Annotated in this window: 24 protein-coding genes; 14 read left to right on the plus strand and 10 right to left on the minus strand. The window is 74.4% G+C overall.

What is annotated here, in order from left to right; all coding sequences use genetic code 11:
* Positions 1-58: 58 nt before the first annotated feature.
* From AB0C84_RS25790 to AB0C84_RS25800, 3 genes are read left to right on the plus strand one after another with little or no spacing between them, the layout of a single operon-like run.
* Positions 59-2,341 (plus strand): FdhF/YdeP family oxidoreductase, encoded by a 2,283-nt coding sequence (locus AB0C84_RS25790; protein WP_361071028.1) that lies wholly within the window; start codon positions 59-61, stop codon positions 2,339-2,341.
* A gap of 53 nt (positions 2,342-2,394) precedes the next feature.
* On the plus strand, positions 2,395-2,805 hold the full coding sequence (locus AB0C84_RS25795; protein ID WP_361071031.1) for a DUF1707 domain-containing protein: 411 nt from the start codon (positions 2,395-2,397) through the stop codon (positions 2,803-2,805).
* On the plus strand, positions 2,709-3,023 hold the full coding sequence (locus AB0C84_RS25800; RefSeq protein ID WP_361071033.1) for a LiaF domain-containing protein: 315 nt from the start codon (positions 2,709-2,711) through the stop codon (positions 3,021-3,023). Before AB0C84_RS25795 ends, AB0C84_RS25800 begins: the two co-directional genes overlap by 97 nt.
* On the opposite strand, the gene AB0C84_RS25805 is transcribed toward AB0C84_RS25800, so the two are convergent.
* Positions 3,020-3,712 carry a TetR/AcrR family transcriptional regulator gene (locus AB0C84_RS25805; RefSeq protein ID WP_361071036.1) on the minus strand — a complete coding sequence of 231 codons (693 nt, stop codon included), beginning with the start codon at positions 3,710-3,712 and terminating at the stop codon, positions 3,020-3,022. The two genes, AB0C84_RS25800 and AB0C84_RS25805, sit on opposite strands and share 4 nt — an antisense overlap.
* A 125-nt stretch (positions 3,713-3,837) precedes the next feature.
* Between AB0C84_RS25805 and AB0C84_RS25810 the strand changes: the two genes are divergently transcribed.
* Positions 3,838-4,851, plus strand: a complete 1,014-nt coding sequence (locus AB0C84_RS25810; RefSeq protein ID WP_361071039.1) for an alcohol dehydrogenase catalytic domain-containing protein — start codon at positions 3,838-3,840, stop codon at positions 4,849-4,851.
* Here the strand turns inward: AB0C84_RS25810 and AB0C84_RS25815 are convergent.
* Together AB0C84_RS25815 and AB0C84_RS25820 are read right to left on the minus strand one after the other, a co-directional pair.
* A complete protein-coding gene (locus tag AB0C84_RS25815; RefSeq protein WP_361071042.1) occupies positions 4,838-6,247 on the minus strand; it encodes an amidase in 1,410 nt (469 codons plus the stop codon). The two genes, AB0C84_RS25810 and AB0C84_RS25815, sit on opposite strands and share 14 nt — an antisense overlap.
* A 2-nt stretch (positions 6,248-6,249) precedes the next feature.
* On the minus strand, positions 6,250-7,263 hold the full coding sequence (locus AB0C84_RS25820) for a D-2-hydroxyacid dehydrogenase (RefSeq protein ID WP_361071045.1): 1,014 nt from the start codon (positions 7,261-7,263) through the stop codon (positions 6,250-6,252).
* A gap of 306 nt (positions 7,264-7,569) precedes the next feature.
* On the opposite strand from AB0C84_RS25820, the gene AB0C84_RS25825 reads away from it, so the two are divergent.
* From AB0C84_RS25825 to AB0C84_RS25845, 5 genes are all read left to right on the plus strand, one after another.
* The gene (locus AB0C84_RS25825) at positions 7,570-8,052 is read left to right on the plus strand and encodes a DUF3830 family protein (RefSeq protein WP_361071169.1); all 483 of its coding nucleotides are present in this window, start codon (positions 7,570-7,572) and stop codon (positions 8,050-8,052) included.
* A gap of 16 nt (positions 8,053-8,068) precedes the next feature.
* The gene (locus AB0C84_RS25830; RefSeq protein ID WP_361071048.1) at positions 8,069-8,830 is read left to right on the plus strand and encodes an Asp/Glu racemase; all 762 of its coding nucleotides are present in this window, start codon (positions 8,069-8,071) and stop codon (positions 8,828-8,830) included.
* A gap of 35 nt (positions 8,831-8,865) precedes the next feature.
* On the plus strand, positions 8,866-9,639 hold the full coding sequence (locus tag AB0C84_RS25835) for a maleate cis-trans isomerase (RefSeq protein ID WP_258942206.1): 774 nt from the start codon (positions 8,866-8,868) through the stop codon (positions 9,637-9,639).
* Positions 9,640-9,660: 21 nt separating this feature from the next.
* Entirely contained in the window at positions 9,661-10,320 is a 660-nt protein-coding gene (locus tag AB0C84_RS25840; RefSeq protein WP_361071052.1) for a GntR family transcriptional regulator, read from the plus strand.
* A gap of 93 nt (positions 10,321-10,413) precedes the next feature.
* Positions 10,414-11,667: an aminotransferase class III-fold pyridoxal phosphate-dependent enzyme gene (locus AB0C84_RS25845; protein WP_258942208.1), complete on the plus strand. Its 1,254-nt coding sequence runs from the start codon at positions 10,414-10,416 to the stop codon at positions 11,665-11,667.
* Positions 11,668-11,712: 45 nt separating this feature from the next.
* Here the strand turns inward: AB0C84_RS25845 and AB0C84_RS25850 are convergent, their stop codons facing one another.
* Entirely contained in the window at positions 11,713-11,862 is a 150-nt protein-coding gene (locus AB0C84_RS25850) for a hypothetical protein (protein WP_179847658.1), read from the minus strand.
* Positions 11,859-12,152, minus strand: coding sequence for a hypothetical protein (locus AB0C84_RS25855; protein WP_361071057.1), 294 nt, complete (start codon positions 12,150-12,152; stop codon positions 11,859-11,861). Before AB0C84_RS25855 ends, AB0C84_RS25850 begins: the two co-directional genes overlap by 4 nt.
* Positions 12,153-12,233: 81 nt before the next feature.
* Between AB0C84_RS25855 and AB0C84_RS25860 the strand changes: the two genes are divergently transcribed.
* Both AB0C84_RS25860 and AB0C84_RS25865 read left to right on the plus strand, forming a co-directional pair.
* On the plus strand, positions 12,234-12,902 hold the full coding sequence (locus AB0C84_RS25860) for a TetR family transcriptional regulator C-terminal domain-containing protein (protein WP_361071060.1): 669 nt from the start codon (positions 12,234-12,236) through the stop codon (positions 12,900-12,902).
* Between the two features lie 46 nt (positions 12,903-12,948).
* Positions 12,949-14,088: an acyl-CoA dehydrogenase family protein gene (locus AB0C84_RS25865; RefSeq protein WP_361071063.1), complete on the plus strand. Its 1,140-nt coding sequence runs from the start codon at positions 12,949-12,951 to the stop codon at positions 14,086-14,088.
* 48 nt (positions 14,089-14,136) lie between these two features.
* On the opposite strand, the gene AB0C84_RS25870 is transcribed toward AB0C84_RS25865, so the two are convergent.
* Both AB0C84_RS25870 and AB0C84_RS25875 read right to left on the minus strand, forming a co-directional pair.
* Entirely contained in the window at positions 14,137-14,994 is an 858-nt protein-coding gene (locus AB0C84_RS25870; protein WP_361071066.1) for an alpha/beta fold hydrolase, read from the minus strand.
* A 195-nt stretch (positions 14,995-15,189) separates the two neighbouring features.
* Positions 15,190-15,849, minus strand: coding sequence for a TetR/AcrR family transcriptional regulator (locus AB0C84_RS25875; RefSeq protein WP_361071069.1), 660 nt, complete (start codon positions 15,847-15,849; stop codon positions 15,190-15,192).
* Positions 15,850-15,918: 69 nt separating this feature from the next.
* On the opposite strand from AB0C84_RS25875, the gene AB0C84_RS25880 reads away from it, so the two are divergent.
* Complete coding sequence (locus AB0C84_RS25880) at positions 15,919-17,346, plus strand: MFS transporter (protein WP_361071072.1); 1,428 nt, start codon at positions 15,919-15,921, stop codon at positions 17,344-17,346.
* Complete coding sequence (locus tag AB0C84_RS25885; protein ID WP_361071075.1) at positions 17,343-17,723, plus strand: cupin domain-containing protein; 381 nt, start codon at positions 17,343-17,345, stop codon at positions 17,721-17,723. Before AB0C84_RS25880 ends, AB0C84_RS25885 begins: the two co-directional genes overlap by 4 nt.
* Positions 17,724-17,769: 46 nt before the next feature.
* On the opposite strand, the gene AB0C84_RS25890 is transcribed toward AB0C84_RS25885, so the two are convergent.
* On the minus strand, positions 17,770-18,915 hold the full coding sequence (locus tag AB0C84_RS25890) for a CaiB/BaiF CoA-transferase family protein (RefSeq protein ID WP_361071078.1): 1,146 nt from the start codon (positions 18,913-18,915) through the stop codon (positions 17,770-17,772).
* 73 nt (positions 18,916-18,988) lie between these two features.
* Positions 18,989-20,551: a hypothetical protein gene (locus tag AB0C84_RS25895; protein WP_361071080.1), complete on the minus strand. Its 1,563-nt coding sequence runs from the start codon at positions 20,549-20,551 to the stop codon at positions 18,989-18,991.
* 300 nt (positions 20,552-20,851) lie between these two features.
* Here AB0C84_RS25895 and AB0C84_RS25900 point away from each other — a divergent pair, with 300 nt between their 5' ends.
* Positions 20,852-22,588, plus strand: a complete 1,737-nt coding sequence (locus AB0C84_RS25900; protein WP_361071083.1) for a protein kinase — start codon at positions 20,852-20,854, stop codon at positions 22,586-22,588.
* A 21-nt stretch (positions 22,589-22,609) separates the two neighbouring features.
* On the opposite strand, the gene AB0C84_RS25905 is transcribed toward AB0C84_RS25900, so the two are convergent.
* Positions 22,610-24,646, minus strand: a complete 2,037-nt coding sequence (locus AB0C84_RS25905) for a fibronectin type III domain-containing protein (protein ID WP_361071086.1) — start codon at positions 24,644-24,646, stop codon at positions 22,610-22,612.
* Between the last annotated feature and the right edge of the window lie 106 nt (positions 24,647-24,752).

Raw genomic sequence — 24,752 nt, forward strand, 5'->3', positions numbered from 1 at the left:
CCGGACCGCCGCTACCGTGCGACAGTGGGGATGTCGGCCGACCACGAGGATGTGCCCTATGACGCGCAAGCCGCCCGCCGGTGACTTCGACGACGCCGGTATGGAGGTCTCGGAACCGAAGACCTGGGCGGCGGGCGTTCCCGGGGTGACGGCCGCGCTGCGCCACTCCCACGCCCAGATGGGCGTGCGGCGGACGGCCCTGACGCTGCTGCGCGTCAACCAGAAGCAGGGGTTCGACTGCCCGGGGTGCGCCTGGCCGGAGGGCGACCACCGGCACACCGCCGAGTTCTGCGAGAACGGCGCGAAGGCCGTCGCGGAGGAGGCGACCCTGCGGCGCGTCACCCGGGAGTTCTTCGCCGAGCACGGCGTCGAGGAGCTGGCCGGGAGGTCCGACCACTGGCTCGGGCAGCAGGGGCGGCTGACCGAGCCGATGGTGAAGCGCGCCGGGTCCGGGCACTACGAGCCGGTGTCGTGGGACGAGGCGTTCGGCCTGCTGGCGACCGAACTGAACGCCCTGGACTCTCCGGACGAGGCCGTCTTCTACACCTCCGGGCGGACGAGTAACGAGGCCGCGTTCGCCTACCAGCTGTTCGCGCGGGCGTTCGGGACGAACAACATGCCCGACTGCAGCAACATGTGCCACGAGTCGTCCGGCTCCGCGCTGAGCGAGACGATCGGCATCGGCAAGGGCTCGGTGCTGCTGGAGGACCTCTACCAGGCCGACCTCGTCTTCGTCGTCGGCCAGAACCCCGGGACGAACCACCCGCGGATGCTGTCGGCGCTGGAGCGGGCGAAGCGGGAGGGCGCCCGCGTCATCGCCGTCAACCCGCTGCCCGAGGCGGGGCTGATGCGGTTCAAGAACCCGCAGCGCGCCTCCGGGATGGCCGGGCGGGGCACGGTGCTCGCCGACCGGTTCCTGCAGATCCGGCTGAACGGCGACCTCGCGCTGTTCCAGGCGCTCAACCGGATGCTGCTGGAGTCGGACGCGCCCGGCGCCCTCGACCGGGAGTTCCTCGACGCCCACGCGCACGGCTTCGAGGCGTTCCGCGAGCACGCCCTGCGCCTGGACTGGGACGACGTCCTGGAGGCGACCGGCCTCACCCGCGAGGAGATCGCCGCGACGCTGGGGGACGTCCTCGCCGCCGGGCGGATCGTCGTCTGCTGGGCGATGGGCCTCACCCAGCACCGCAACTCCGTGCCGACGATCCGCGAGATCGTCAACTTCCTGCTGCTGCGCGGCAACATCGGCCGGCCCGGCGCGGGCGTCTGCCCCGTCCGCGGCCACTCCAACGTGCAGGGCGACCGGACGATGGGCATCTGGGAGCGGCCGAAGCCCGCCTTCCTGGACGCCCTCGCCGCCGAGTTCGGGTTCGAGCCGCCCCGCGAGCACGGCCTGGACACCGTCGAGGCGATCCGCGCCATGCGCGACGGAAGGGCCAGGGTGTTCCTCGGGATGGGCGGCAACTTCGTCCGCGCCACCCCCGACTCCGCCGTGACGGAGGCGGCCCTGCGCGGCTGCCGGCTGACCGCGCAGGTGTCGACCAAGCTCAACCGGTCGCACGCGGTGACCGGGGAGGTGGCGCTGATCCTCCCGACGCTCGGCCGCACCGAGCGGGACGTGCGGGAGACGGGGCCGCAGATCGTCTCCGTCGAGGACTCGATGGGCATGGTGCACGCCTCCCGCGGCCGCCTCGCCCCCGCGTCGGAGCACCTGCTGCCGGAGGTGTCGATCGTCTGCCGGCTCGCCAGGGCCGCGCTGCCCGGCTCGGGCATCGGCTGGGAGGCGATGGAGCGCGACTACGACGTGATCCGCGACCACGTCTCCCGGGTCGTCCCCGGCTTCGAGGACTTCAACGCCCGCCTCCGCGAGCCCGGCGGCTTCACGCTCCCCCACGCGCCCCGCGACGAGCGCAGGTTCCCGACGGCGACCGGCAAGGCCAACCTCACGGTGAACGAGCTGGAGGTCCTGCGGGTCCCCGAGGGGCGGCTGCTGCTGCAGACCGTCCGCAGCCACGACCAGTACAACACCACCGTCTACGGCCTGGACGACCGCTACCGGGGCATCAAGGCGGGACGCCGCGTCGTGCTCGTCAACCCCGCCGACCTGGCCCGCCTCGGCGTCGCCGACGGCGCGACCGTCGACCTCGTCTCGGAGTGGCCGGACGGCGCCGAGCGCCGCGCCCCCGCCTTCCGCGCCGTCTCCTACCCGACCGCGCCCGGCTGCGCGGCGGCCTACTTCCCGGAGACCAACGTCCTGGTCCCGCTCGACAGCACCGCCGAGATCAGCAACACCCCCACGTCCAAGTCCGTCGTCGTCCGCCTGGAGCCGCCCCGGCCCTGATTCCACGGCGGATCGGGCATGCGGGGCGGGCGGCGTCCGTCTAGGCTTCGGGCATGACGAACCTCCCCGAGCATCCCGGGACGCCCGGAGCGCCGGAGATGCGGGCCGGTGACGCCGACCGCGAGCGGGTCGCGCAGGTGCTGCGGGACGCGGCCGGCGAGGGGCGGCTGACGCTGGACGAGCTCGACGAGCGGCTGGACGCGGTGTACGCGGCCAAGACCTACGCGGAGCTCGGACCGATCACCCGCGACCTGCCCTCACCGGGCCGGGCGGCGCCCCCGGCGACCGGGGCGGACTGGCGGCCGGTGCACGGCGCGCCGTCCTGGCGGAGCGGCATCGGGATCATGAGCGGTTCCGCCGCGCGGGCGTGTGGAACGTCCCCCGCCGGTTCCGGGCGTTCGCGTTCTGGGGCGGCGGAAAGATCGATCTGCGGGAGGCCCGGTTCGAGGAGGGCCAGGTCGTGATCCGGGCGCTCGCGATCATGGGCGGGTTCGAGATCATCGTGCCGGACGACATCACCGTGCACGTCAACGGGCTCGGGATCATGGGCGGGTTCGACCAGCGGGCCAGCGGGCCCGGCGTGCCCGGCTCCCCCACGGTCGTGGTGAAGGGCCTGGCGTTCTGGGGCGGCGTCGGCGTGAAGCGCCGCCGGCGCCCCGGTAACGGGACCCCGCGGCCCTAGCCGGCCAGGCGGTCCAGCCACTCGCCGAGCAGCGCCGCCTCCGAGGCGGTCAGCCCGGCCGGCGGGGCGGAGCCCAGGGCCGCCTTCAGCGCCACCGCGCGGGCCGCGAGCGGCGTGCCGGCCGGATCGCCGCCCTCCGAGGTCACGGCGGCGAGGACGGCCTCCCGCGTGCGGACCGACGCCTCCCGGTCGGCGGCCTCGCCGGACGGGCCCGCGATCAGCGTGAGGGCCGTCCCGACCCCGGCGGCGTGGATCATGCGGGCGGCGGTGGCGACCGGGACGCGGAGCCGTCCCGCGCCGGCGACGGCCTCGACCAGGCCCAGCAGGATGCCGTACGCCTCGCCGGCGGCGGCCGGAGTGCGCGGCGTCCCGTACATCAGCGTGTAGAACGCGGGGTGGGTGACGGCGTACTCGATGTGCAGGTCCCAGCCGCGGCGCAGGTCCTCGACCGGGTCGCCCGTGCCGCCCTGCGCCCGCTTGCTCGCCAGGTACTCCTCGAAGCCGCGGGCGGCGACGGCGTCGAACAGGCCGCGCTTGTCGCCGAAGTGGTGGTAGAGCGTCGGCGCCCCGACGCCGGCGGCGGTGCACACGGCCCGCGTCGAGACCGGCTCGCCGCCGGCCTCGGTGAGCAGCCGCGCGGCGGCGCGCAGGATGCGGTCGCGGGTGTCGGGGTCCTTCTGGGCGGTCACAACAACGATGTTACAGAAATTTTCCGAACAGCGCTATGCTCGGACCTATAGCGTGAGTACAGTCATTGCTATACCGATGCTACGAACGGCCTGCCGGCCGTCATCACACGAGAGGGGGCGCCGCCATGCGCAGCGCCGTGCTCACCGCCCCGGGCGGACCGCTGGAGATCGTCGACCGCGACGAGCCGAGGCCCGGCCCCGGCGAGATCCTGGTGCGGGTCACCGCCTGCGGGATGTGCTTCTCCGAGGTCAACCACCTGCGGGGCCACTACCCGTTCGGAACGTTCCCCGTCGTCCCCGGGCACGAGATCAGCGGCGTCGTCGCGGCGCTCGGCGAGGGCGTCGACTGGCCCGAAGTCGGCACCCCGGTCGGCGCCGCCTGGCTGTACGGGTCCTGCGGCCACTGCGACCAGTGCGCCCGCGGCGACCAGATCCTGTGCACGGGCGCGCCCAAGCAGGTCACCGGCGTCAACCGCGACGGCGGGTACACCGAGTACTTCGTCGGCCGCGCCGGGTTCGCCACCCCGCTGCCGGACGGCCTGGACCCGGTCGCCGGCGCGCCGCTGATGTGCGCCGGGCTCACCGCGTTCAACGGGCTCCGGCAGGCCGGGGCCGCCGCCGGGTCCAGGGTGGCCGTGCTCGGCACCGGCGGCGTCGGGACGATGGCCCAGCGGTTCGCCGCCGCGATGGGCGCCCGCGTCGCCGTGGTGTCGCGGTCGCGCCGCGCCGAGAAGGAGGCGCTCGCGCTCGGCGCCGAACTGTTCGTCGCGACCGACGAGCGGGACCCGGCCGAGGCGCTGCGGGCGTGGGGCGGCGCCGACCTCGTCGTGAACACCGCGCCCGACACCGCGACGGGGCTCGCCGCGTTCGGCGGCCTGCGCCCGGACGGCACCCTGCTCTACCTCGGCATGGGCGCCGAGAACGTGAGCGTGCCGCCGATGGCCCTGGTCAGCGGCCGGCTGCGGGTGATGGGCGTGCCGTCGGGCTCCCCGCACGACCTGCGCGACACCCTCGCGTTCGCGGTCGCGCACGGGATCGTCCCCGAGGTCACCCCGGTCACGCTGGACGAGGCCCCGGGCGTCCTCGCCGCGATGGACGAGGGCACCCACCGGGGCCGCGCCGTCATCACCTTCCCGTGAACCGCCTCCACGGCCGCGCCCGCTCGTAGGCGGCGCACGCGGCCATCACCAGGGCGTCGGCGTGCCGGGCGCCGACGACCTGGAGGCCGACGGGCAGGCCGCGGGAGGTGAAGCCGCACGGCAGGCTCGCCGCCGGCTGCTGGGTCATGTTGAACGGGTAGGTGAACGGGGTCCAGCCCGTCCAGCGCGGCGACGGCGAGCCCGGCGGGACCTCCAGGCCGGCCTCGAACGCGGCGATCGGGGTCGTCGGGGTGAGCAGCAGGTCGTAGCGCTCGTGGAACACGCCCATCATCCGCCCGAGCTCCATGCGGCGGGCCGTGGCCGTCAGGTAGTCCAGCGCCGAGTACCGCGCGCCCTGCTCGCAGATCTCCCGCAGGCCGGGATCGAGCAGCTCGCGCTCCTGCGGCGACAGATGCTCGACGACCTTGGCGGCGCCCGCGAACCACAGCACCTCGAAATCCGCGACCGGGTCCCCGAAGCCGGGGTCGACCTGCTCGACCTTCGCGCCGAGCTCGGCGAAGACCCCGGCGGCGGACGCGACCGGTGCCGCGACCTCGGGATCGACCTCCGCGAACCCGAGGTCGGGACTGAACGCGACGCGCAGGCCGGTCAGGTCGTCGCGCCCCTCGCCGGGGGCCCCGGCCTCGGCGAACGCGACGTCCGGCGGCGGCAGCGACGACCAGTCGCGGCCGTCGGCGCCGCAGACGGCGTCGAGCAGCAGCGCCGCGTCCGCCACCGTGTTGGTCATCGGACCGGTGTGCGCGAGCGTCCCGAACGGGCTCGCCGGGTAGTGCGGGATGCGGCCGTACGTCGGCTTGATCGTGAAGGTGCCGGTGAACGCGGCGGGGATGCGCACCGAGCCGCCGCCGTCGGTGCCGAGCGCGAGCGGCGCCATGCCCGCCGCCACCGCCGCCGCCGCGCCGCCGCTCGACCCGCCCGGCGTGCGGGAGGGATCCCACGGGTTGCGGGTGACGCCGGTCAGCGGGTTGTCGGTCACGCCCTTCCACGCGAACTCCGGCGTCGTCGTCTTGCCGACGAACACCGCGCCCTGCTCGCGCAGGCGGGCGACGGACGGCGCGTCCTCGTCCCACCGGCCGACGGGGTCGATCGTCCTGGAGCCGCGCAGCGTCGGCCAGCCGCGGGTGAGCAGGACGTCCTTGATGGAGACGGGCACGCCGTCCAGCGGCCCGAGCGTCGCACCGCGCCGCCACCGCTCGGTCGCGGCCCGCGCCATGTCGAGGGTGGTCTCCTCGTCGAGGAGGCAGAACGCGTTGAGCTCCGGGTCGTCCCGCTCGATCCGGGCGAGGACGGCCCCGGCGGCCTCGGCCGGGGACAGCGTCCCCGCCCGGTACTCCGCGAGCAGTTCGGTCGCGGTCAGATCGGCCGCATCGGCCATGGCTACCCCCTCTGGTGTGGTGCCGCCCGCTCCGAGCCCACGTACCCGAGGCGCTTGTCCACGACGTTGCGCAGCGGGCGGCCGGAGACGTAGCGGCCGAGGTTGTCGGCGAACAGCCGGACCAGTTCGTCCCGCCAGCCGACGACGTCGCCGGACATGTGAGGGGACACGATGACGTTCGGCAGGTCCCACAGCGGCGAGGACTCCGGGAGCGGCTCGTCCTCGAAGACGTCGAGCGCGGCGCCCGCGATCCGCCCCGCGCGCAGCGCCTCGACGAGGTCGTCCTCGGCCACCAGGCCGCCGCGGCCGACGTTGACGAGCCGCGCGGACGGCCGCATCCGCTCCAGCGCCGCCGCGTCGATCATCTTCCGGGTCTGCGGGGTGAGGGGCGCGGCGAGCACGACGTAGTCGGCCTCGGCCAGCGCCTCGCCCAGCCGCTCCATGGGGTGCACGACGCCGAGGTCGGGGTCGGCGTCGCGGGCGGTGCGCCCGGCGCCGGAGACGGCCAGGCCCGCCGCCGAGAGCCGGCGGCCGATCGCGCGGCCGATCGGGCCGGTGCCGACGACCAGCGCGCGGGCGCCGGTGACCCGCTCGGTCTCGCGGTGCCGCCAGCGCCGCTCGCCCTGGAGGCGAAGGGTGGTGTGCAGGTCCTTGGCGAAGGCGAGCACGAGACCGAGGACGTACTCGGCGATCGGCTCGTCGAAGACGCCTCGCGAGTTGGTGACAATAGTGTCACTGTGAGTGAGGCCGGGGAACAAGAGCCGGTCGACTCCGGCACTGGCGATGTGGACCCACCTCGGGCCGCCGGACTCCGGCCACGCGCCGGCCAGGGCGTCCGAGAGGAAGTCCCACATGAACAGGACGTCGGCGCCGGGAAGCGCCTTCGCCAGCTCTGTTTCACGCACGTAACGGATGCGCGCGAGGCCCTCCGCCTCCTCCATGCCGCGCGGATCGACGTCGCCCAGCAGGACCACCACGTCAGGCGGGCCACCGGATGCGGGCAGAGCAGGGTCCATCGGCGTCACTTCCGGGGTGTGCGGAGTTTACGAGAAGGCAACGGCGGGAGGCATTGACACGCTAGAAAGCGTTCGTAGGATTGTCAACAATCAACGCGGTGCACCGCGGCCCCGGCGCACCGCAATGGGACATGTGCTGCAAGACCGTCGCAACCGCTGCCCAGCAGGGCCAGGACGGATCCCAGAGCGCTCTAACAGCCCCCGTCCGGGGGTGTGGGGGGACGCCCCCCACGAACATGGAGAGTCCTTCGGGTGGCGACGCTCTCGCCCACCCCTGTCCACGGGGAGGTCAGCATGTCCAAGCTCATGACCATCACTCTGGAGCGCCGCGGCGTGTCGTGCGTCGCCGAACTTCTTGAGAAGGACGCGCCGCGGACCTGCGAGGCCGTCTGGAACGCTCTACCCCTCGGAGGCGAGGCGTACCACGCCAAGTACGCCCGCAACGAGGTCTACACGATGGTCCAGCGGTTCTCCGAGGAGGAGGTCGGCCTGGAGAACCCCACCGTCACCCCCATCCCGGGCGACGTCGTCTACTTCTCCTTCCCCGGCGGGATGCTCGACCGGAAGTTCAAGGAGGAGAAGAACATCCACGCGCTGCCCGGCGTCATCGACCTCGCGATCTTCTACGGCCGCAACAACCTGCTGCTGAACGGGGACGTCGGCTGGGTCCCCGGCAACGTCTACGCGACGATCGTCGACGGCCTCGACCGGATGGCCGAGGCGTGCAACGACGTCTGGCGGTCCGGTGGCGTCGGCGAGCGCCTCCTCTACGCGCGCGCAGAGTCCTAGAGTGACGGCCGCGCAGATGACATTCGACCCCTCCCTGGTCGTCGGCCCCGAGCTGCTCGCCCAGCACGGCATCGGGGTGGTCGCGCCGTTCGACTTCGCCCTCGACCGGGAGCTGTGGCGCTGGACGCCCGACGACGTGTCGCTGTTCATGACCCGGCTGCCGTACGTGCCGGTCCCGGTCACGGTGGAGATGGCCTCCGCCCTGTCGGACCAGTCGATCGTCCGGCAGGCGACCCGCGACGTCCTGGCGCCCGAGCCGCTCGCGGTCGCCTACGCGTGCGCTTCGGGCAGCTTCATCCGCGGCAAGGCGGGCGAGCTGCAACTGCACGAGTCGATGCTGCGGGCCGGCGCGCCGGTCTCGACGACGACCTCCGGCGCGCTGGTGGAGTCGCTGCGGCTGCTCGGCGCCCGGCGCATCGCGGTCGTCACGCCCTACATCGACGCCGTCACCGAGCGGCTCGTGTCGTTCCTCGGCGAGCACGACATCGAGGTGGTCTCCTCGGTCGGGCTGGGGCTGCTCAGCCACATCTGGAAGGTCGGCTACGGCGAGATCGTGTCGGCCGTGTCGACGGTGGACTGCCCCGAGGCCGAGGCCGTCTTCATCAGCTGCACCAACGTACCGACCTACGACATCATCGCCCCGCTGGAGCAGATGATCGGCAAGCCGGTGCTGACCGCCAACCAGGTGACGATGTGCTCGGCGCTGCGCGCCATGGGCCGTTCGGCGTCCGGTCCCGGGCAGTCCCTGGTCAGGCTCGCTCCCTTCACCGCGGCCTAGCCGCCATGATCCCCAAAGGTAGGATGGCCGACCACATGCGACAGAACGGGTTGCGCGCGGGGTTCCTCTACCCCGGCTTCAGCGCCGAGGACGACTACCCCGCCATCGAGCGCGCCCTGGGAGAGGTCAGCCTCCCGGTCGTGCACACCCTGATGCGCGAGGACGCCCACCGCGTCGACGCGCTGCTGGACATCGGCGGCGCCGACGTGCTCGGCGACGGCGCCCGCGCGCTCCGCGACCTCGGTGTGAAGGCCGCGGTGTGGGCGTGCACCAGCGGCAGCTTCGTGTTCGGCTGGGACGGCGCCGCGCAGCAGGTCGCGGGCGTCCGCGAGGCGGCGGGCGTGCCCGCCTCCAGCACCTCGTTCGCGTTCGTGCACGCGGCGCGGGCCCTCGGCGTGACCCGGGTCGCGGTCGCCGCGACCTATCCGGCCGACGTCGCCGAGCGGTTCGTCGCGTTCCTCGCCCACGCCGGCATCGAAGTGGTGGCGCTGTCCTGCCGGGGCATCGTCACCGCCGCCGAGGTCGGCACCCTCGGCCGCGACGAGGTGCTGAGCTTCGTGGCGGCCAACGACCATCCGGACGCCGAGGCGGTGCTGGTGCCCGACACCGCGCTGCACACGGTGTCCTGGCTCGACAAGCTGGAGGCGCGGGTCGGCAAGCCGGTGCTGACCGCCAACCAGGTGAGCGTCTGGGAGGGGCTGCGGCTCGCGTCCGGCCCCGAGGGGCTCCCGCCGCGCACCGGGCTGGGCCGGCTGTTCTCCGTCCCCGCCGCCGTCCTCCCGCACGGGCGACATGCCTGGCAGCCATGACAAGAAGACGAAAGGGAACCGATGGGCCGACTGGGTGAGCTTGAGCCTGTTCCCCGCAAGTCCACAGTGGAGATCGTGTCGGACGAGCTGCGTTCGGCGATCATGTACGGGTCGCTGGAGCCCGGCGCGCAGCTCGGCGAGGCCGAGCTCGCCGCGCGCCTCGGCATCAGCCGCGGGCCGCTGCGCGAGGCCATGCAGCGGCTCGTCCAGGAGGGCCTTCTGGTCAGCGAGCCGCACCGCGGGCTGTTCGTGATCACGCTGGACGAGGGGGACGTCGAGGACGTCTACCTCGCCCGGCTCGCGATCGAGCGCGAGGCCTGCCGGCTGATCATGAACCGGAACCGGGGCGAGGCGGTGGCCCGGCTCACCGAGGCGCTGGAGGCGCTCGTGGCCGCCGCCCGCGAACGCGACCGCGTCGCGATGAGCGACGCCGACCAGGCGTTCCACGAGGTGCTGGTCAGCTCGTCGGGCAGCCCGCGGCTGGAGCGGATGGCGCACACGCTGCTGGTGGAGACGCGCATGTGCCTGAACGCGCTGCAGGACACCTATCCCGAGCCCGCCGACCTCGTCGAGGAGCACCGGCGGCTCGTCGACGCGATCGGCGACGGGGAGGAGGAGCGCCTGCTCACCCTGATCGAGGAGCACATGACCGACTCCATCCACCGCCTCCGCGAGTCGTAACTTCCGGCGCCGCCACACGGCGCGAGCCGCCCTGGACAACCGGCCCCGGGCCACCTACATTGCAGATTGTCGACAATCTACCGGAGGGACGCCATGGCGACGCTGTCTCCCCTGCTCAAGCAGGCCACCCCCGTCCTTGCCGAGCGCGGCGAGGGCGTCTACCTGTACGACGCCGAGGGCCGCCGGCACCTGGACTTCACCGCGGGCATCGGCGTCACCAACACCGGCCACTGCCACCCGCGCGTGGTCGAGGCCGCGCAGCGGCAGGTGGGCACGCTCATCCACGGCCAGTACACGACCGTCATGCACCGGCCGCTGCTGCGGCTGACCGAGGCGCTCGGCGAGGTGCTGCCGGCGGGCCTGGACTCGCTGTTCTTCCTCAACAGCGGCAGCGAGGCCGTCGAGGCGTCCATCCGGCTGGCCCGCCACGCCACCGGCCGGCAGAACATCGTCGTCTTCCACGGCTCCTTCCACGGCCGGACGATGGGCGCCGCCGCGCTCACCACGGCGGGCACGAAGTTCCGCGCCGGGATCGGCCCGCTGATGCCGGGCGCCGCGATCGCGCCGTTCCCGCAGGCCTACCGGTACGGGTGGTCGGAGGAGGAGGCCACGCGGTTCGCGCTGCGCGAACTCGACTACCTGCTCGTCACCGCGAGCCCGGCGTCCGACACGGCCGCGTTCGTGGTCGAGCCCGTCCTCGGCGAGGGCGGCTACATCCCCGCGCCGCCCGCGTTCCTGGAGGGGCTGCGCGAGCGCGCCGACCGGCACGGCATCCTGCTGATCATGGACGAGGTGCAGACCGGGTTCGGGCGCACCGGCCGGTTCTGGGGCCACGAGCACTCGGACGCGCGCCCCGACGTCCTGATCACGGCCAAGGGGCTGGCGAGCGGGTTCCCGCTGTCGGCGATCGCGGCGCCGGAGGCGCTGATGGCCAAGGCCCGCCCGGGCTCGCAGGGCGGCACGTACGGGGGCAACGCCGTATCGTGCGCCGCGGCGCTCGCCACCCTGCAGGTCATCGCCGACGAGGACCTGGTCGGCAACTCCGCGGTGCAGGGCGCGCGGCTGAACGACGGGCTCCGCAAGGTCGCCGCCGACCACCCGGCCATCGGCGACGTGCGGGGGCTCGGGCTGATGCAGGCCAGCGAGTTCACCACGCCGGACGGCGAACCCGACGCCGCCGCCGCGGCGCGGGCGCACGGGGCCGCCGCCGAGCGCGGGCTCCTGCTGCTGACCTGCGGCGCGTACGGCAACGTCGTCCGTATGATCCCGCCGCTGGTCGTCACCGGAGAGCAGATCGACGACGGCCTCGCCCTGTGGGCGGACGCCGTCACCGACGCCCTCGGCTAGTCCTCAGAGTCCCGGCTCGCTACGTGACCGCGCCTGGGCCCGTGGTCAGGGCGGGTCTTTCGGGCCGGTTCTGCGGTAGACGATCGTGAGGGTCACCACGACCGCGATGAGGGCCGCCAGGACGATCCCGCCCTTGATCAGCCGGTCCACCAGCAGGTCGATGATCACATCGGCGTCGTCGGCGGCGAGGGTCACCGGTCCCCTCCCGCCCGGCGGGGCCCGGTCCGGTGGTCCAGGTAGTGCAGGGCGCCGCGGGCGGCGAGCCGGCCGAGTTCGGACCGGCCGCCGCTCCGCCGCGCGCCCGGGCCGGGCGCCGGACGGTCGGCCCAGGCGCGCAGGGCCGGTTCGACCAGGCCGCGGGCCCGGCCGAGCCGGCCGCGGCGCCTCAGCACGATCGCCACGCTGAACACCGCGACGGCCAGCAGCGCGATCCCCGCGACGATGATCGCGAAGCGGATCAGCAGGATGTTCATCACCTCGTCCATGTCGGCCTTCCCCTTCCGTCGGGCTTCTTTGGCACGGTCGTGCCAAAAAAGACTGTAGCACGGACGTGCTATAAAAGAGCGGTGCCGAAGATCGTCGATCCCGAGGCCCGCCGCCGCGAGGTGGCCGAGGCCGTGTTCCGCGTCGTGCTCCGGGACGGCCTGGAGCAGGCGTCGCTGCGCACCGTCGCCGCCGAGGCGGGCCTGGCGATCGGGTCCGTCCGGCACTACTTCGGCGGCCAGGCCGACATCATGATCTTCGCGATGCGCACGCTCGCCGAGCGGGCCGGCGAGCGGCTGCGGCAGCGCGCCGGCCGCCTGGCGGTGCACGACCCCGCCGCGCCGCCCGCCGAGCACGCGGCGGCGATGGAGGCCCTGTTCGCCGAGCTGCTGCCGCTGGACGCCGAGCGCCGCGAGGAGGCCGAGGTATGGCTGGCCTTCACCGTCGGCGCCCGCACCCGGCCCGAGCTGCGCCCGCTGGCCCGGGAGATGCACGACGACCTGCGCTCGATCGCGGCGCGGGTCCTGCGGGCGGCCCGCAGCGCCGGGGCGCTGCGCCCGGAGCTGGACATCGAGGTGGAGGCCGCGCGGGTGCACGCGCTGGTGGACGGTCTGACCTCGCACGCCGTCCTGCGGCCCGAGGACACGGACCCGGCGGAGCTGCGGGCCGTGCTGCGCCGGCACGTCAGCGAGCTGTCCGGCGTCCCCGCGGCCGACCTGCCCGCGCCGCCCGTCCCGCGCGCCGGGGAGTGACGCGCCGCCTGCTAGATTCCGAACCTCGTTCTACCGAGGAGGCGCGTTGGACCCCTGGCAGACCCCGGAGCGCGCGGCGCTGCGGGCCCTGGTCCGCGACTTCACCGCGCGGGAGATCGCGCCGTTCCTCGCCGGCTGGGAGGACGCGGGCGAGCTGCCCCGCTCCCTGCACGTCCGGGCCGCCGAGGCGGGGCTGCTCGGGGCCGGGTTCCCGGAGGAGGCCGGCGGGTCCGGCGGGGAGCTGTTCGACGCGCTGATCGTCGCCGAGGAGATCATCCAGGCCGGCGGGTCGGGCGGCGTGGTCGCCTCCCTGTTCACGCACGGGATCGCGCTCCCCCACATCATCGCCTCCGGGGACGCGGCGCTGATCGACCGGTTCGCGCGGCCGGCGCTCGCCGGCGAGCTGATCGGCGCGCTCGGCGTCACCGAGCCCGGCACCGGGTCGGACGTCGCGGGCATCCGCACCACCGCCGTCCGCGACGGCGGGCACTACGTCGTCGACGGCGCCAAGATGTTCATCACCTCGGGCGTGCGGGCCGACTTCGTCACCACGGCGGTGCGGACGGGCGGGCCCGGCTTCGACGGCATCTCCCTGCTGGTCGTGGAGAAGGGCGCCCCCGGGTTCACCGTGTCGCGGCCGCTGCGCAAGATGGGCTGGCTCTGCTCCGACACCGCCGAGCTGGCGTTCGACGGCGTCCGCGTCCCGGCGGAGAACCTGGTCGGGGCCGAGAACAGCGGATTCGTGCAGATCGTCCAGAACTTCGTGACCGAGCGGCTCTCCCTGGCCGTCCAGGCCTACGCGACGGCGCAGCGCTGCCTGGACCTCACCCTGGCCTGGGTCCGGGACCGGGAGACGTTCGGGCGCCCGCTGGCCTCCCGGCAGCTCGTCCGGCACAAGATCGTCGAGATGGCGCGGCGGACCGACGTCGCCCGCGCCTACACCCGCGCGGTCGCCGAACGGCACGCCGCCGGGGAGGACGTCCTCACCGAGACCGCCTACGCCAAGAACACCGCCGTCCTCGCCTGCGAGCACGTCGTGCACGAGGCCGTCCAGCTGCACGGCGGGATGGGCTACATGCGCGAGTCGGAGGTCGAGCGCCACTACCGCGACGCCCGCATCCTCGGCATCGGCGGCGGCACCAACGAGATCATGAACGAGATCGCCGCCAAGCGTCTCGGGCTGTGACGCCGGCGGCGCCCGGCGGTGAAGGCCGCCGGGCGCCGCCGTTCCGGGTCAGCCGAGGGGGTTCGCGCAGTCGATGGGCCAGTACGGGCCCCAGATGTCGAGCGAGTTCAGCACGAACTTGATCATCACCGGGTCGAAGGCGATGCCCACGTGCGCGTTGGTGTCGTTCGCGCACTTGTCCTGGAGCAGGACGTTCTGCGCGTTGGAGCCGTTGAGGAACTCCGAGGTGTAGGGCGTGACGACCTCGTCGTACTTGGTGGAGAGCACGATGTAGGTCGGGCCGGGCACGGTGTCGCCGCCCTCGTTCAGCTTCTTCAGGAAGTCCGAGCCGACGATCTGCTGGCCCGCGGCCGGCGCGGCCTTCACGACCTCCTGGGTGATGCCGAGCAGGGTGCCCAGCTCCACCAGCCCGGACATGTTGGTCCCGTGGTTGGACGGCACGATGCCGACCAGCCTGTTCACCTTCGCGGCGCCGCCGAGGAACTTCATGTAGTACCGCGGCATCATGCCGCCCTGCGAGTGCCCGACGATGTCGACCTTGGACGCCCCGGTGGAGGCCGTGACCCTGTCGACGAACGCCGCCAGCTCACCGGCCGAGGTCGGGATGTCGCCGATCCCCTGGATGGGGCCGTCCTTCGGGCCGCCGTAGTTGAGGGCGTAGACGCAGTACCCGGCCTTCTTCAGCGCCGGGGAGAGCTTCTGCCAGTTGAACGCCATGTTCTCGAACGTGCCGTGCACGAGCACCACGGGGCGGGGGTGGACGAACGAGGGCTTGCAGTTCCAGTCGTTCGCCCCCTGAGGACTCGTCTCGGCATGCGCGGCGGGCGCGACCGTCCCGGCCAGGCCGAGCGCGGCGGGGACCGCGGCGGCGACGACCGCCCACGAGCGGAGTCGTTTGAAACGCATGGGCATCTCCCTAATGCGGGCACGACGAAAAAGGCCGTCGTCCGGCCTTCGCGGTCGCCGTGTTGATCGGGGTGGAAGTGCCCACAAAGTACGACCGGGTTCCGGCGCAGTCTTGTCGGATGACCGCCGGTTACCGCGCGGGAATTGTCAGCCGATTCACAATCGCCCCGGCGGACGGGGGCGTGGCCTGCGGCCTCATGCGCGGGTGAGCCCGTCGACGAGCGCGCGCAGGCCGTCGAGGTAGGTGTCCCGCGCGGTCAGCTCCGCCCACCGGCCCGACAGCGACGCCAGCCGCGGCAGCTCCGCCGGGTCGAGGTCGGCGAAGACCCGGTCGCGGTAGGTGGGCCGGTCGTCGCCGGCGCGCCTGCGGGCGGACGCGGCCCGCACGATCATCTCCCCCACCGTGTAGTACCAGACCGCCCGGTAACCGTGGACGGCCCGCTCGATGGTGAGCCCGCACTCCATCAGGGCGTCCACGATCCGCTCGTTGAACCAGAGCGCCTCCTGCGCCATCAGGTCGTCGGCGATGAGCACCTCCACGATCCACGGGCAGCCGGTGAGCGTCTCGCGGATGGCCGCGGCCAGCACGACGACGCGCTCGCGGGGATCACCGGGCAGTTCGGGCCTGCGCAGCGTCCGGGCCGTGTAGTCCTCCAGCAGCAGGAGCAGGAGCTCCTCCTTGTCGCGCACGTGGTGGTAGAGCGCCATCGGCGTGCTGCCGACCTCTTTGGCCAGCCGCCGCATCGTGAGCCTGCCGACCCCCTCCTCGTCCACGATCCGGCGGGCGGTCTCGATGATCTCCGCGCGGGAGATGCGGGGCGGCCTGCCGCCGCCCCGCCGCTCTGGGGACGCCATCTCCCCATCATCGCGCATGCGCGCGCCCCCGGCTGGACACGCGAGCCCCCTCCGGCTAGCTTTTTATACATGTACAAAAAATCGAGACCAGGCGTAGTGCTTGCGGCGGCGTCCGTCGCCCAGTTCGTCGTCGCCCTGGACATGGCGGTGGTCAACGTCGCGCTGCCCGCGATCCGGGCGTCCCTCGGCTTCGCCCCGGTCGACCTCGCCTGGGTCGTGCACGTCTACGCGCTCACCTTCGGCGGGTTCCTGCTGCTCGGCGGCCGGGCCGGCGACCTGTACGGGCGGCGCCGGCTGTTCGTCCTCGGGCTCGCGGTCTTCGGCCTCTGCTCGCTCGGCGGCGGCCTGGCCCAGACGTCCTGGCAGCTCGTCGCCGCCCGCGCCGGGCAGGGCGCCGGCGCCGCGGCCGTCGCTCCGGCGGCTCTCGCGCTGCTGACGACCACGTTCGAGGGGCGCGCTCGCGTGCGGGCGCTCGGCGTGTGGAGCGCGGTGAACGCGGCGGGCGGCGCGCTCGGCGTCCTCGCCGGGGGCGTCCTGACCGAGTACGCGGGCTGGCGCTGGGTGATGCTGGTCAACCTGCCGATCGTGGCGGCCGCGCTGGCCCTCGTCCCGGCGGGCGTCCCCGCCGCGCGGGCCGCCGCGCGGGAGCGGGCGGACGTGGTCGGCGCCGTGCTCGCCACCGGGGGCATCGGGCTCCTGGTGTTCGGCGTCGTCCGCACCGGCACCCGCGGGTGGACCTCCGCGGCGACCCTCGCCACGCTGGCCGCGGCGGCGGTCGTCCTCGCGGCGTTCGTGCTCGCCGAGTCCAGGTCGCCGGCCCCGCTCGTCCGGCTCGGGCTGCTGCGCGGCCGCTGGGTGGCCGGGGCGAACCTCATCGTGTTCTTCGCCGCCGCGGGCCAGTTCTCCGCCTTCTATTTCGTGTCCCTCTACATGCAGCAGGTCCTGCACATGGGCGCGGCCGAGACGGGCGCGGCGTTCCTGCCCTTCTCCGCTGGGCTGGTGGCCGGGACGGTGGCCGCCACCCGCATCACCTCGTCCCGCTCGCCGCGCGCGTCGCTGGTCCCGGGCGGTCTGCTCGCCGCCGCGGGACTCGGCTGGTTCGCCCTCATCAGCCCCGGCGGCGACTTCCTCACCGACGTCCTCGGGCCCTCCCTGCTCTGCAGCGTCGGCACCGGTCTCGTCCTCGCCCCGGTCGCCGTCGCGGCCACCACCGGCGTCGCGCCCCGCGAGGCGGGAACGGCCTCGGGCCTGCTGAACAGCTCCCGCCAGCTCGGGGGCTGCGTGGGCCTGGCCGCCCTGGCGACCGTCGCCGCCCACCGCACCGGCGGCGCCACGACCGAACGCGCGCTGAACGACGGGTACGCGCTGAGCCTGGCCGTCTCCGCCGCCCTGTTCCTCATCGCGGCCGTGCTCGCCGCCGCCCTCCCCCGTCGCGGCTCCGCCGCCGCGCCCTCCCCCGCGCCCAAGGAAAACCGACTGGAAGGAACACGCTCATGAACCCGATCGACATGTTCGCCTCCGCCCTCACCTTCCACCCGGACGGCGCGGTCCGCGCGGCCGAGCCGCGCATGACGAGCGACGACGGCGGCTGGCAGGTCGCGGCGTTCCGCGTCGAGACCGACGAGGACGTCCACGCCGACCACTGGGAGGTGCACCCGGCCGCGGAGGAGGCGGTGTGCTGCCTGTCCGGCGGACTGCGGATCTACTTGCGTCCCGAGGAGCCCGGTGGCGAGGAGGAGGTGGTGCGGCTGGCCGCCGGCACGGCCGTCGTCGTCCCGCGCGGCCGCTGGCACCGCCTGGAACTGGACGGCCCGAGCGACGTCATGTCCGTCACCCTCCGCCGCGGTTCCCGCATCGAGAAGCGCACCGGGTGACGGGGTCCGGTGGCCGTGCGCGTCGGGCACGGCCACCGGCGTCCGGTCAGGCCTGGGCCACGGCGCCTTCCTTCAGGAGGGCCTCGGCGTCGTCGAAGCCCAGCTCGTCCAGGACGGCCCTGGTCTGGCCCCCGGGGAGGACGGGGACCCCGTCGGTGTCGGCCGGGGTCCGGGAGAAGCGGGGGGCCGGGGCGGGCTGGCGGTGGCCGGCGAGGTCGGGGAAGACCTCGCGGGAAGTGTTGTAGGGGTGCTCGGCGGCCTCGGTCATCGACAGGACGGGGGCCACGCAGGCGTCGCTGGGGACGAAGACCTCCGCCCACTCGTCGCGCGTCCTCGTGCGGAAGGCGGCGGCGAAGCGATCGCGCATCGCGGGCCACCGGTCGCGGTCGTACTGGGCGGGGAGGTCCTCCCCGTCGAGGCCGAGCCGGCGGAGGAACTCGGCGTAGAACTGCGGCTCGATGGCACCGACGGCCATGTGGCGGCCGTCGGAGGTCTCGTAGACGTCGTACCAGGGGGCGCCGGTGTCGAGCATGTTGACGCCGCGGCGGTCCTCCCAGATGCCGCCCGCGAGGAAGCCGTGGATGAAGGTGGACAGGTGGGCGGTGCCGTCCACGATGGCGGCGTCGACGACCTGGCCGCGCCCGTTCGCCCGCGACTCGAGCAGAGCCGCGAGGACGCCGGTGACGAGGTACATGCTGCCGCCCGCGAAGTCGCCGAGCAGGTTCATCGGCACCTGCGGCGGGCCGCCCGCGCGGCCGATCGCGTGCAGGGCGCCGGTGATCGCGATGTAGCCGACGTCGTGGCCCGCGGTGTGCGCCAGCGGCCCCTCCTGCCCCCAGCCGGTCATCCGCCCGTAGACCAGGCGGGGGTTGCGGGCCAGGCAGTCGTCCGGGCCGATGCCGAGGCGCTCGGTGACGCCGGGGCGGAACCCCTCGAGCAGGACGTCGGACCTCTCCACCAGGCGCAGGACGACCTCCCTGCCGCGCTCGCTCTTGAGGTCGATGGCGATCGACCGCTTGCCGCGGTTGGTGAAGTCGGTGCCGCCGGTGCTCTCGCCGTCCCGGACGGCGGAGGCGCGGTCGACGCGGATCACGTCGGCGCCGAGGTCGGCCAGCAGCATCGCCGCGAACGGCCCCGGCCCGATCCCGGCCAGCTCGATCACCCGCACTCCGGAGAGCGGCCCGTTGCCCATCTGCGACTCCCTGAATCTCGTTCGGTCCCCCCAGTGTGCCCGATCCGGGTAAGCGGATGCTGACCGGCCCGCCCTAACGGGCGGTGAGGACCACGGGCGCGCCGGGGGTGCCGCCGGCGACGAGGAGGCGGTCGCGCGTCACCGGGCGCCGGACCCCCTCGGCGTGCGGGACGAGACCGCGTCCCGCCGCGGCCAGGTAGTACCAGCCGTCCGAGGGGGCGCGCCACCACGTCCCGCTGACCGGGCGCCGGACGTCGCAGGCGCCCGTGGCCAGGTTCTGCGCACCGAGCAGGGTCGCGAAGGCGGCGGCGCCGCCGTCGGCGTACGCCAGCCGGGTGCAGGTCCAGTCGGCGCGCTTCCCGCCGTGCGGCAGCGTCCCCGACCAGAAGTCGAACGCCGTCGCCGCGGAGACGGGCCGGGAGGGCGCGGGCACCGCGCAGGCCAGCCTCTTCCAGAACGACCGGGCGGACCGGCCGAGCACGGCGGGACGGTCGGGGCCGCCGGGGCGGCGGTCCGGCGCGCGGTAGCCGAGGACGGCGGCGCGCGGGCCGCCGAGGTCGCCGACCGTCCGCGGGCCGAGGTGGAAGAGCGGACCGCGGCCGCAGCCGGTGCCGGGGCGGACGGGCGCCGTCACGCCGCCGGAGGTGGCGAGCCGCCCCCCGGCGAAGGTCTCCGGCCGGACGTCCCAGGGCGCGAGGAGGTAGCGGCCGCCGCCGAGGGCGATCGGCGCGGAGGGATCGGCGCCGATCGCGGCGACGTCGAGGCGGCCGGAGGCGTAGCGGGCCAGGCGCCCGCCGCTGCGCATCACGGCGAGGGGCGCGCCGTCCACCTGGCCGGCGTACAGGAGCTGCGCGACGCCGCTCTCGGGGCGGCGCCCCTCGGGCGCGGCCGCCCACGCGGCGGCGGCGCGGCGGCCGAACGCCCGGTCGCCGGCGAGCTCGCCGCGCGCGGGCCAGACGTCGAGGGAGCGGGCGCCGCGGGTCCACGCGTCCGGCGCGGCCGCGACGAGGCCGAGACCGCGGGCGGACGCCTCGCGCGCGCCCTCCCGCTCGGTCAGCAGCAGCGCGCCGACCAGCGCGGCGGTGAGGAAGACCGCGGCCGCCAGCGGGAGCACCGAGCGGGTCCGGACGGGGCGCAGCAGCTCAGGCTCGAACCGGTCGGCGCGGCGCGGCTCGGGCACCTCGACGGCCTCGGCGGCGCGGATCACCGGCCAGGGGTCGCGCACCCGCAGCTCGATCAGCTGGTCGCGGACGGCGTAGCGGGGCATCCCCTCCACGTTGCGCAGGACGTAGGCGACGCGGACGTGGGGGTCGAGCCTGGACAGCGCCGCGGTCAGCGCCGGGTCGGGCAGCCGGGCGGGCAGCGCGCGCAGCCACGGGCCGAGGCCGATCTGCAGGCGGCGGGACGGGCGCAGCGCCCGGCGCAGCACGCGGGTGCGGCGCCGGGCGTGCCCGGCGGCGGAGCGGTCGCGGGTGCCGCGCGCGGTGGAGTCCACGATCCGGCGGGCGATCGCCAGCCGGTAGACGCGCTTTCCCCGTCCCGGCAGAACGAAATACGCCATCCGGACGAGCTCGCCATAAGCCGATTCGGCCGGCGGTGTTTCGTTGTACGGATTCGTCATGACATCGTCCGTCACGGCCCGCCACTCCCTCTGGGGCAGTTCCTTCGTCGCGAAACCCGAGGTTAGGACGGAGTGGGCCGGCACTGGAGCGCAATTGGCACAACGATTAACCGGGCGAATGGAAATGTCATCTCATTTCCGTACGAGGTGCCGGGGGTCGTTCGGTCCGGGCTTTCCCGGCGAGAGCAGCCACGCCCGTTTCCTCCCCGTACTACGCTGTTGCCCCCGGGAACCGGCCCGGGCCGCACCGCATCGAATGACCGCGCCCCGCCGCGCCCCGGACGAGACGAGCGACCGAGAGGGAACCCCCGACCCATGACCGAGGACGTTCCGGGCTACCGGGTGCTGGAGCAGGTCGGCGAGGGCGGCTTCAGCGTCGTCTACCGCGCCCACCAGGAGCGCCTGGACCGGATGGTCGCGCTGAAGGTCCTGTCGATCAGCGCGGTCGACGACGCGGCGATGCGGCGGTTCCAGCGCGAGTGCAAGATCACCGGGCGGCTCTCCGGGCACCCGAACATCGTGACCGTGCTCGACACCGGCACCACCCGGTCCGGGCGCCCCTACATCGTGATGGAGTACTTCGAGCACGGCGCGCTCACCGACCGGCTCAGGCGGGAGGGGCCGCTGCCGCTCGCCGAGGTGCTGCGGATCGGGGTGAAGATGGCGGGCGCGCTCGCCGCCACCCACGAGACCGACGTCCTGCACCGCGACGTCAAGCCGCAGAACGTGCTGCTGTCGCGGTACGGGGAGCCCGCGCTCGCCGACTTCGGCATCGCCCGCCTGGTCGACAGCTTCGACGCCACCCACACGCAGGCGTTCACCCCGCACCACGCCGCCCCCGAGGTGCTGGAGGGCAGGCCGCCGGGCATCGGGTCCGACCTCTACTCGCTCGGCTCGACGCTCTACCAGCTGCTGGCCGGGCGGCCCGCGTTCAAGGGGCCGCCCCGCGAGGGCATCGCGCCGCTGATGCTGCGGATCCTGAACGACCCGCCGCCGCCCTTCCCCCGCCCCGACGTCCCGCGCCAGGTCACCGACCTCATCGTGCGGTCGATGGCCAAGACGCCCGACGAGCGGTTCGCGAGCGCCGTGGAGTTCGCGCAGGCACTCCAGCGCTTGCAGTCCGAGCTGGGGCTGCCGATGACGGACGTGGCGCACAGCGGCCTCGGCGCTCCGGCGGTGCCTGACTCCGGCCGCCTCTCGTTCCCCGACACCTCCGCCGCGCCGCCGGCGCCCACTCAGGCGCAGTCCCTGCCCACCGTCGCGCCGCCGCTTCCGGCGCCCGTCGCCTTGCCCAACCCGCCGCCGTCACCGTGGGCGCCGAACGCCAACGCCCTGCCGTCGCAGACCCCGGACGCGCTCCTCCCCCAGGACGGCCCGCGGCCCGCCCCCGAGGCCGCCTGGCCCCCGGTCCCGGCGCGCCAGGCAGGCGACCGACCGGCGAGCGGCTCCTCCACGACGCCGCACATGCCGCCGCACACGGCACCGCACATGCCGCCGCACACGGCACCGCACGAGAGCCCGCACCACACCACCTGGGACCAGCCGCAGGACGGCCCCCGCCGGGGCCTGATCGTCGTGGCCGGGATCGTGCTCGCGGGCGGGCTGGCCCTCGGCGTCGGGGCGCTCGCGCTGTCCGGCGGCGGCGACGGCAAGGGCGGGACGACCGCGGCATCGACACCGCCGTCCCAGACCGTCCCGCAGGGGCAGGCCACCCAGACCCCGCAGCAGCCGATCCCCGGCTCGCAGCTCGCGGCGACTCGCCCGCGCAAGGTGGTCGCGCGGCAGGTCGGCCGGACGGCGGCGCTGCTCTGGACGCTGCCGCCCGCCGCACGCGGCCTGCCGCTCCTCGTCCAGCAGCAGCCCGCCGGGACCCAGCCGATCGTGTCGGTGAAGGCGGGCTCGCAGTCGGCGACCATGCCGGGCCTGCGGCCGAACACGACCCACTGCTTCAAGGTCGGCGCGGTGCTGCGCCTCAACCAGGGCCAGGCGCCGGACGTGGCGTGGTCGGCGCCCGCCTGCGTCGGCAAGGCGAAGAAGCGCACCACGCCGTGACGCCCCCGGACGGGCCGCCGGTCAGGGCTCGCACGTCCAGACCGCCGGCCCCGCGGGGCTCCTCCAGTCGCCCGGCGTGTCGACCAGGTAGCCGATGAGGTAGCCGGTCTTGCCGCTCCATGTGATCTTGGAGTACATGTCGCCGGCGAGGTTGGAGTCCTTCGGGTGCTTGTAGTAGGCGCCCTTCACCTGGCAGTGCACGACGACGAGAGTGCCGTTGTTGTCGGTCATGGTGGCGATGGTCGTGCCGCTGTTGGCGTCGGCGGTGGCCCGGATGTAGGCGTTGGAGTTCCCGTTGCGTTCCACCGGGTACGTGGTCGCGGGTCCGGTGAGCCTGGCGTCGAGCGTCGCGGCGGCGCCCGTGCCGGCGCCGTTCACGGCGGCGACGCTGAAGGTGTAGGGGCCGTTCGTCCACACGTCCCCGAGCGTCGCGGTCATCGCCGAGCCCGTCGCGGCGGGCACCGTCCGGGTCCCCCTGACCGGGCCGTCCCAGCCGATGCGGTAGGTGGACGCGCCGGGCGGGGCCGTCCAGGAGACCTTCGTCCCGGACGCGGTGGCCTGCGCCTGGAGGCCGGTCGGCGCACCGGGCGTCACGCAGGGGCGGGCGGGATCGCTGGGCGCCGACACCTGCTCTCGGGTCCGTCCGCCGCCGTCCCGGTAGCGGACGGCGACGCGGAAGCGGTACTCGCGGGCGCAGTCCCCGCCGGTGACCGTGAACGTGAAGGGCCCGGCGCCGGGCGCGATCGCGGGCGGGCTCGCCGCGAGGCCGGACGGGACGTCCTTCAGCGCGTACCCGATGACGCCCTCGCCCTCCGAGGGCTGGAAGTCGATCCGCATCGTGCCCGCCCCCGGCGTGACCGACACGTTCAGCGGCGCGCCGGGCGGCGCGTCCGGAGTCGGGCGGCGGGGGTCGCGCGGGGCGGTCCGCGGCGCCGGGGCGCCGCTGCCGCCGGGCTGCGGGAGGGCGCGGCGGACGGGCCCGCCCGCGACCTTGTCCCGGTACTTGTCGATGCCCTTGCGCGCGCCCTGCCCGTCGATCACGACGGCGTGCGGGCCGGCCGGGTCGTTCGCCCACAGCAGGCCGTCGCGGACGAAGACGTCCAGCCTGGCGGGCCGCCCGCTGACCGGGACCGGCGCCTCGAACCGGTTGCCGGCCGAGTCGTAGACGAGCAGAGCCCCGGCCGTCTCGTCGGGGATGTAGACCTTGTGCCCGAGCATCTGCGGCGGCCGGTACCGGTGCTTCGGCACGGCGAGCCGCGTGCTGGAGTACCGCCCGGTGTCGGTGTCGACGGTCACCAGCGACCCGGCGCCGGGCACCAGCAGCGGGACGGTCTTGCCGTCGGTGGCGGGCGGTGCGAGGACGCCGCCGCGGCCCGCCTGCCGGACGGTCGCGGGCAGCGCGACCGTCAGGCGCGTCCCGGACGGCCTGACGACCGTGGCGGTGGCGGCCGTGGAGTTCACGACGACCGGGTCGCCCGCGGCCATGGTGAGCGCGAGGTCGTCCCCCGGCCCGCCGACGCGGACCGGCGGCTGCGCGCGGCCGCCGGTGAACGCCGTGACCTGCCCGTCCCGCGACACGGGCACCCACAGGGCGCCCCGCGCGTCGATGCCCGCCTGCCCGAGGACGGGCGTGAGGGAGGCGGGCGCGCCGACCGGCGTCAGGGCGACCGGGTCGATCTGCTGGAGGACGCCCTTGACGGAGTCGACCGTGTAGGCCCTCCCGGCGCCCGCGAGGACCTGGAGGCCGCGGCCGAGCGGGCGGCTCGCGCCGACGTCCAGCTGGGAGGGGTCGAGGCGGCTGACGACGCCGGTGGCCTGGTCGACGATCAGCACGGTCGCGCCGTCCTGGATGATCTTGATGTCGTGGCCGCGCATCTGCGGGGGCACGCCGGTCTTGCCGTCCACCTTGGCCGCGGGCCCGTTGACGTGCACGACGAGGCCCCTGCTCCCCGCGGCGAGCCAGGCGCCGACGTCGGCGATCCGGTACTTGGCGCTCGCGACGCCCACCCCGTAGACGACCGCGGCGATGACGAGCACGCCGGTGAGCCCGACGGCCACCTGCCCCGTCAGCCGATCACGCCGAAAGAAAACGCCCAGGCCCGCCATGTCCTGAAATCTCCCACCCGTTTCGCCGGGGACACCGTAGCCGCTCGCGTCCCACCGG

This window comes from Actinomadura sp. NPDC048955 (assembly GCF_040649435.1).
Classification (GTDB): Bacteria; Actinomycetota; Actinomycetes; order Streptosporangiales; family Streptosporangiaceae; genus Spirillospora; species Spirillospora luteofluorescens.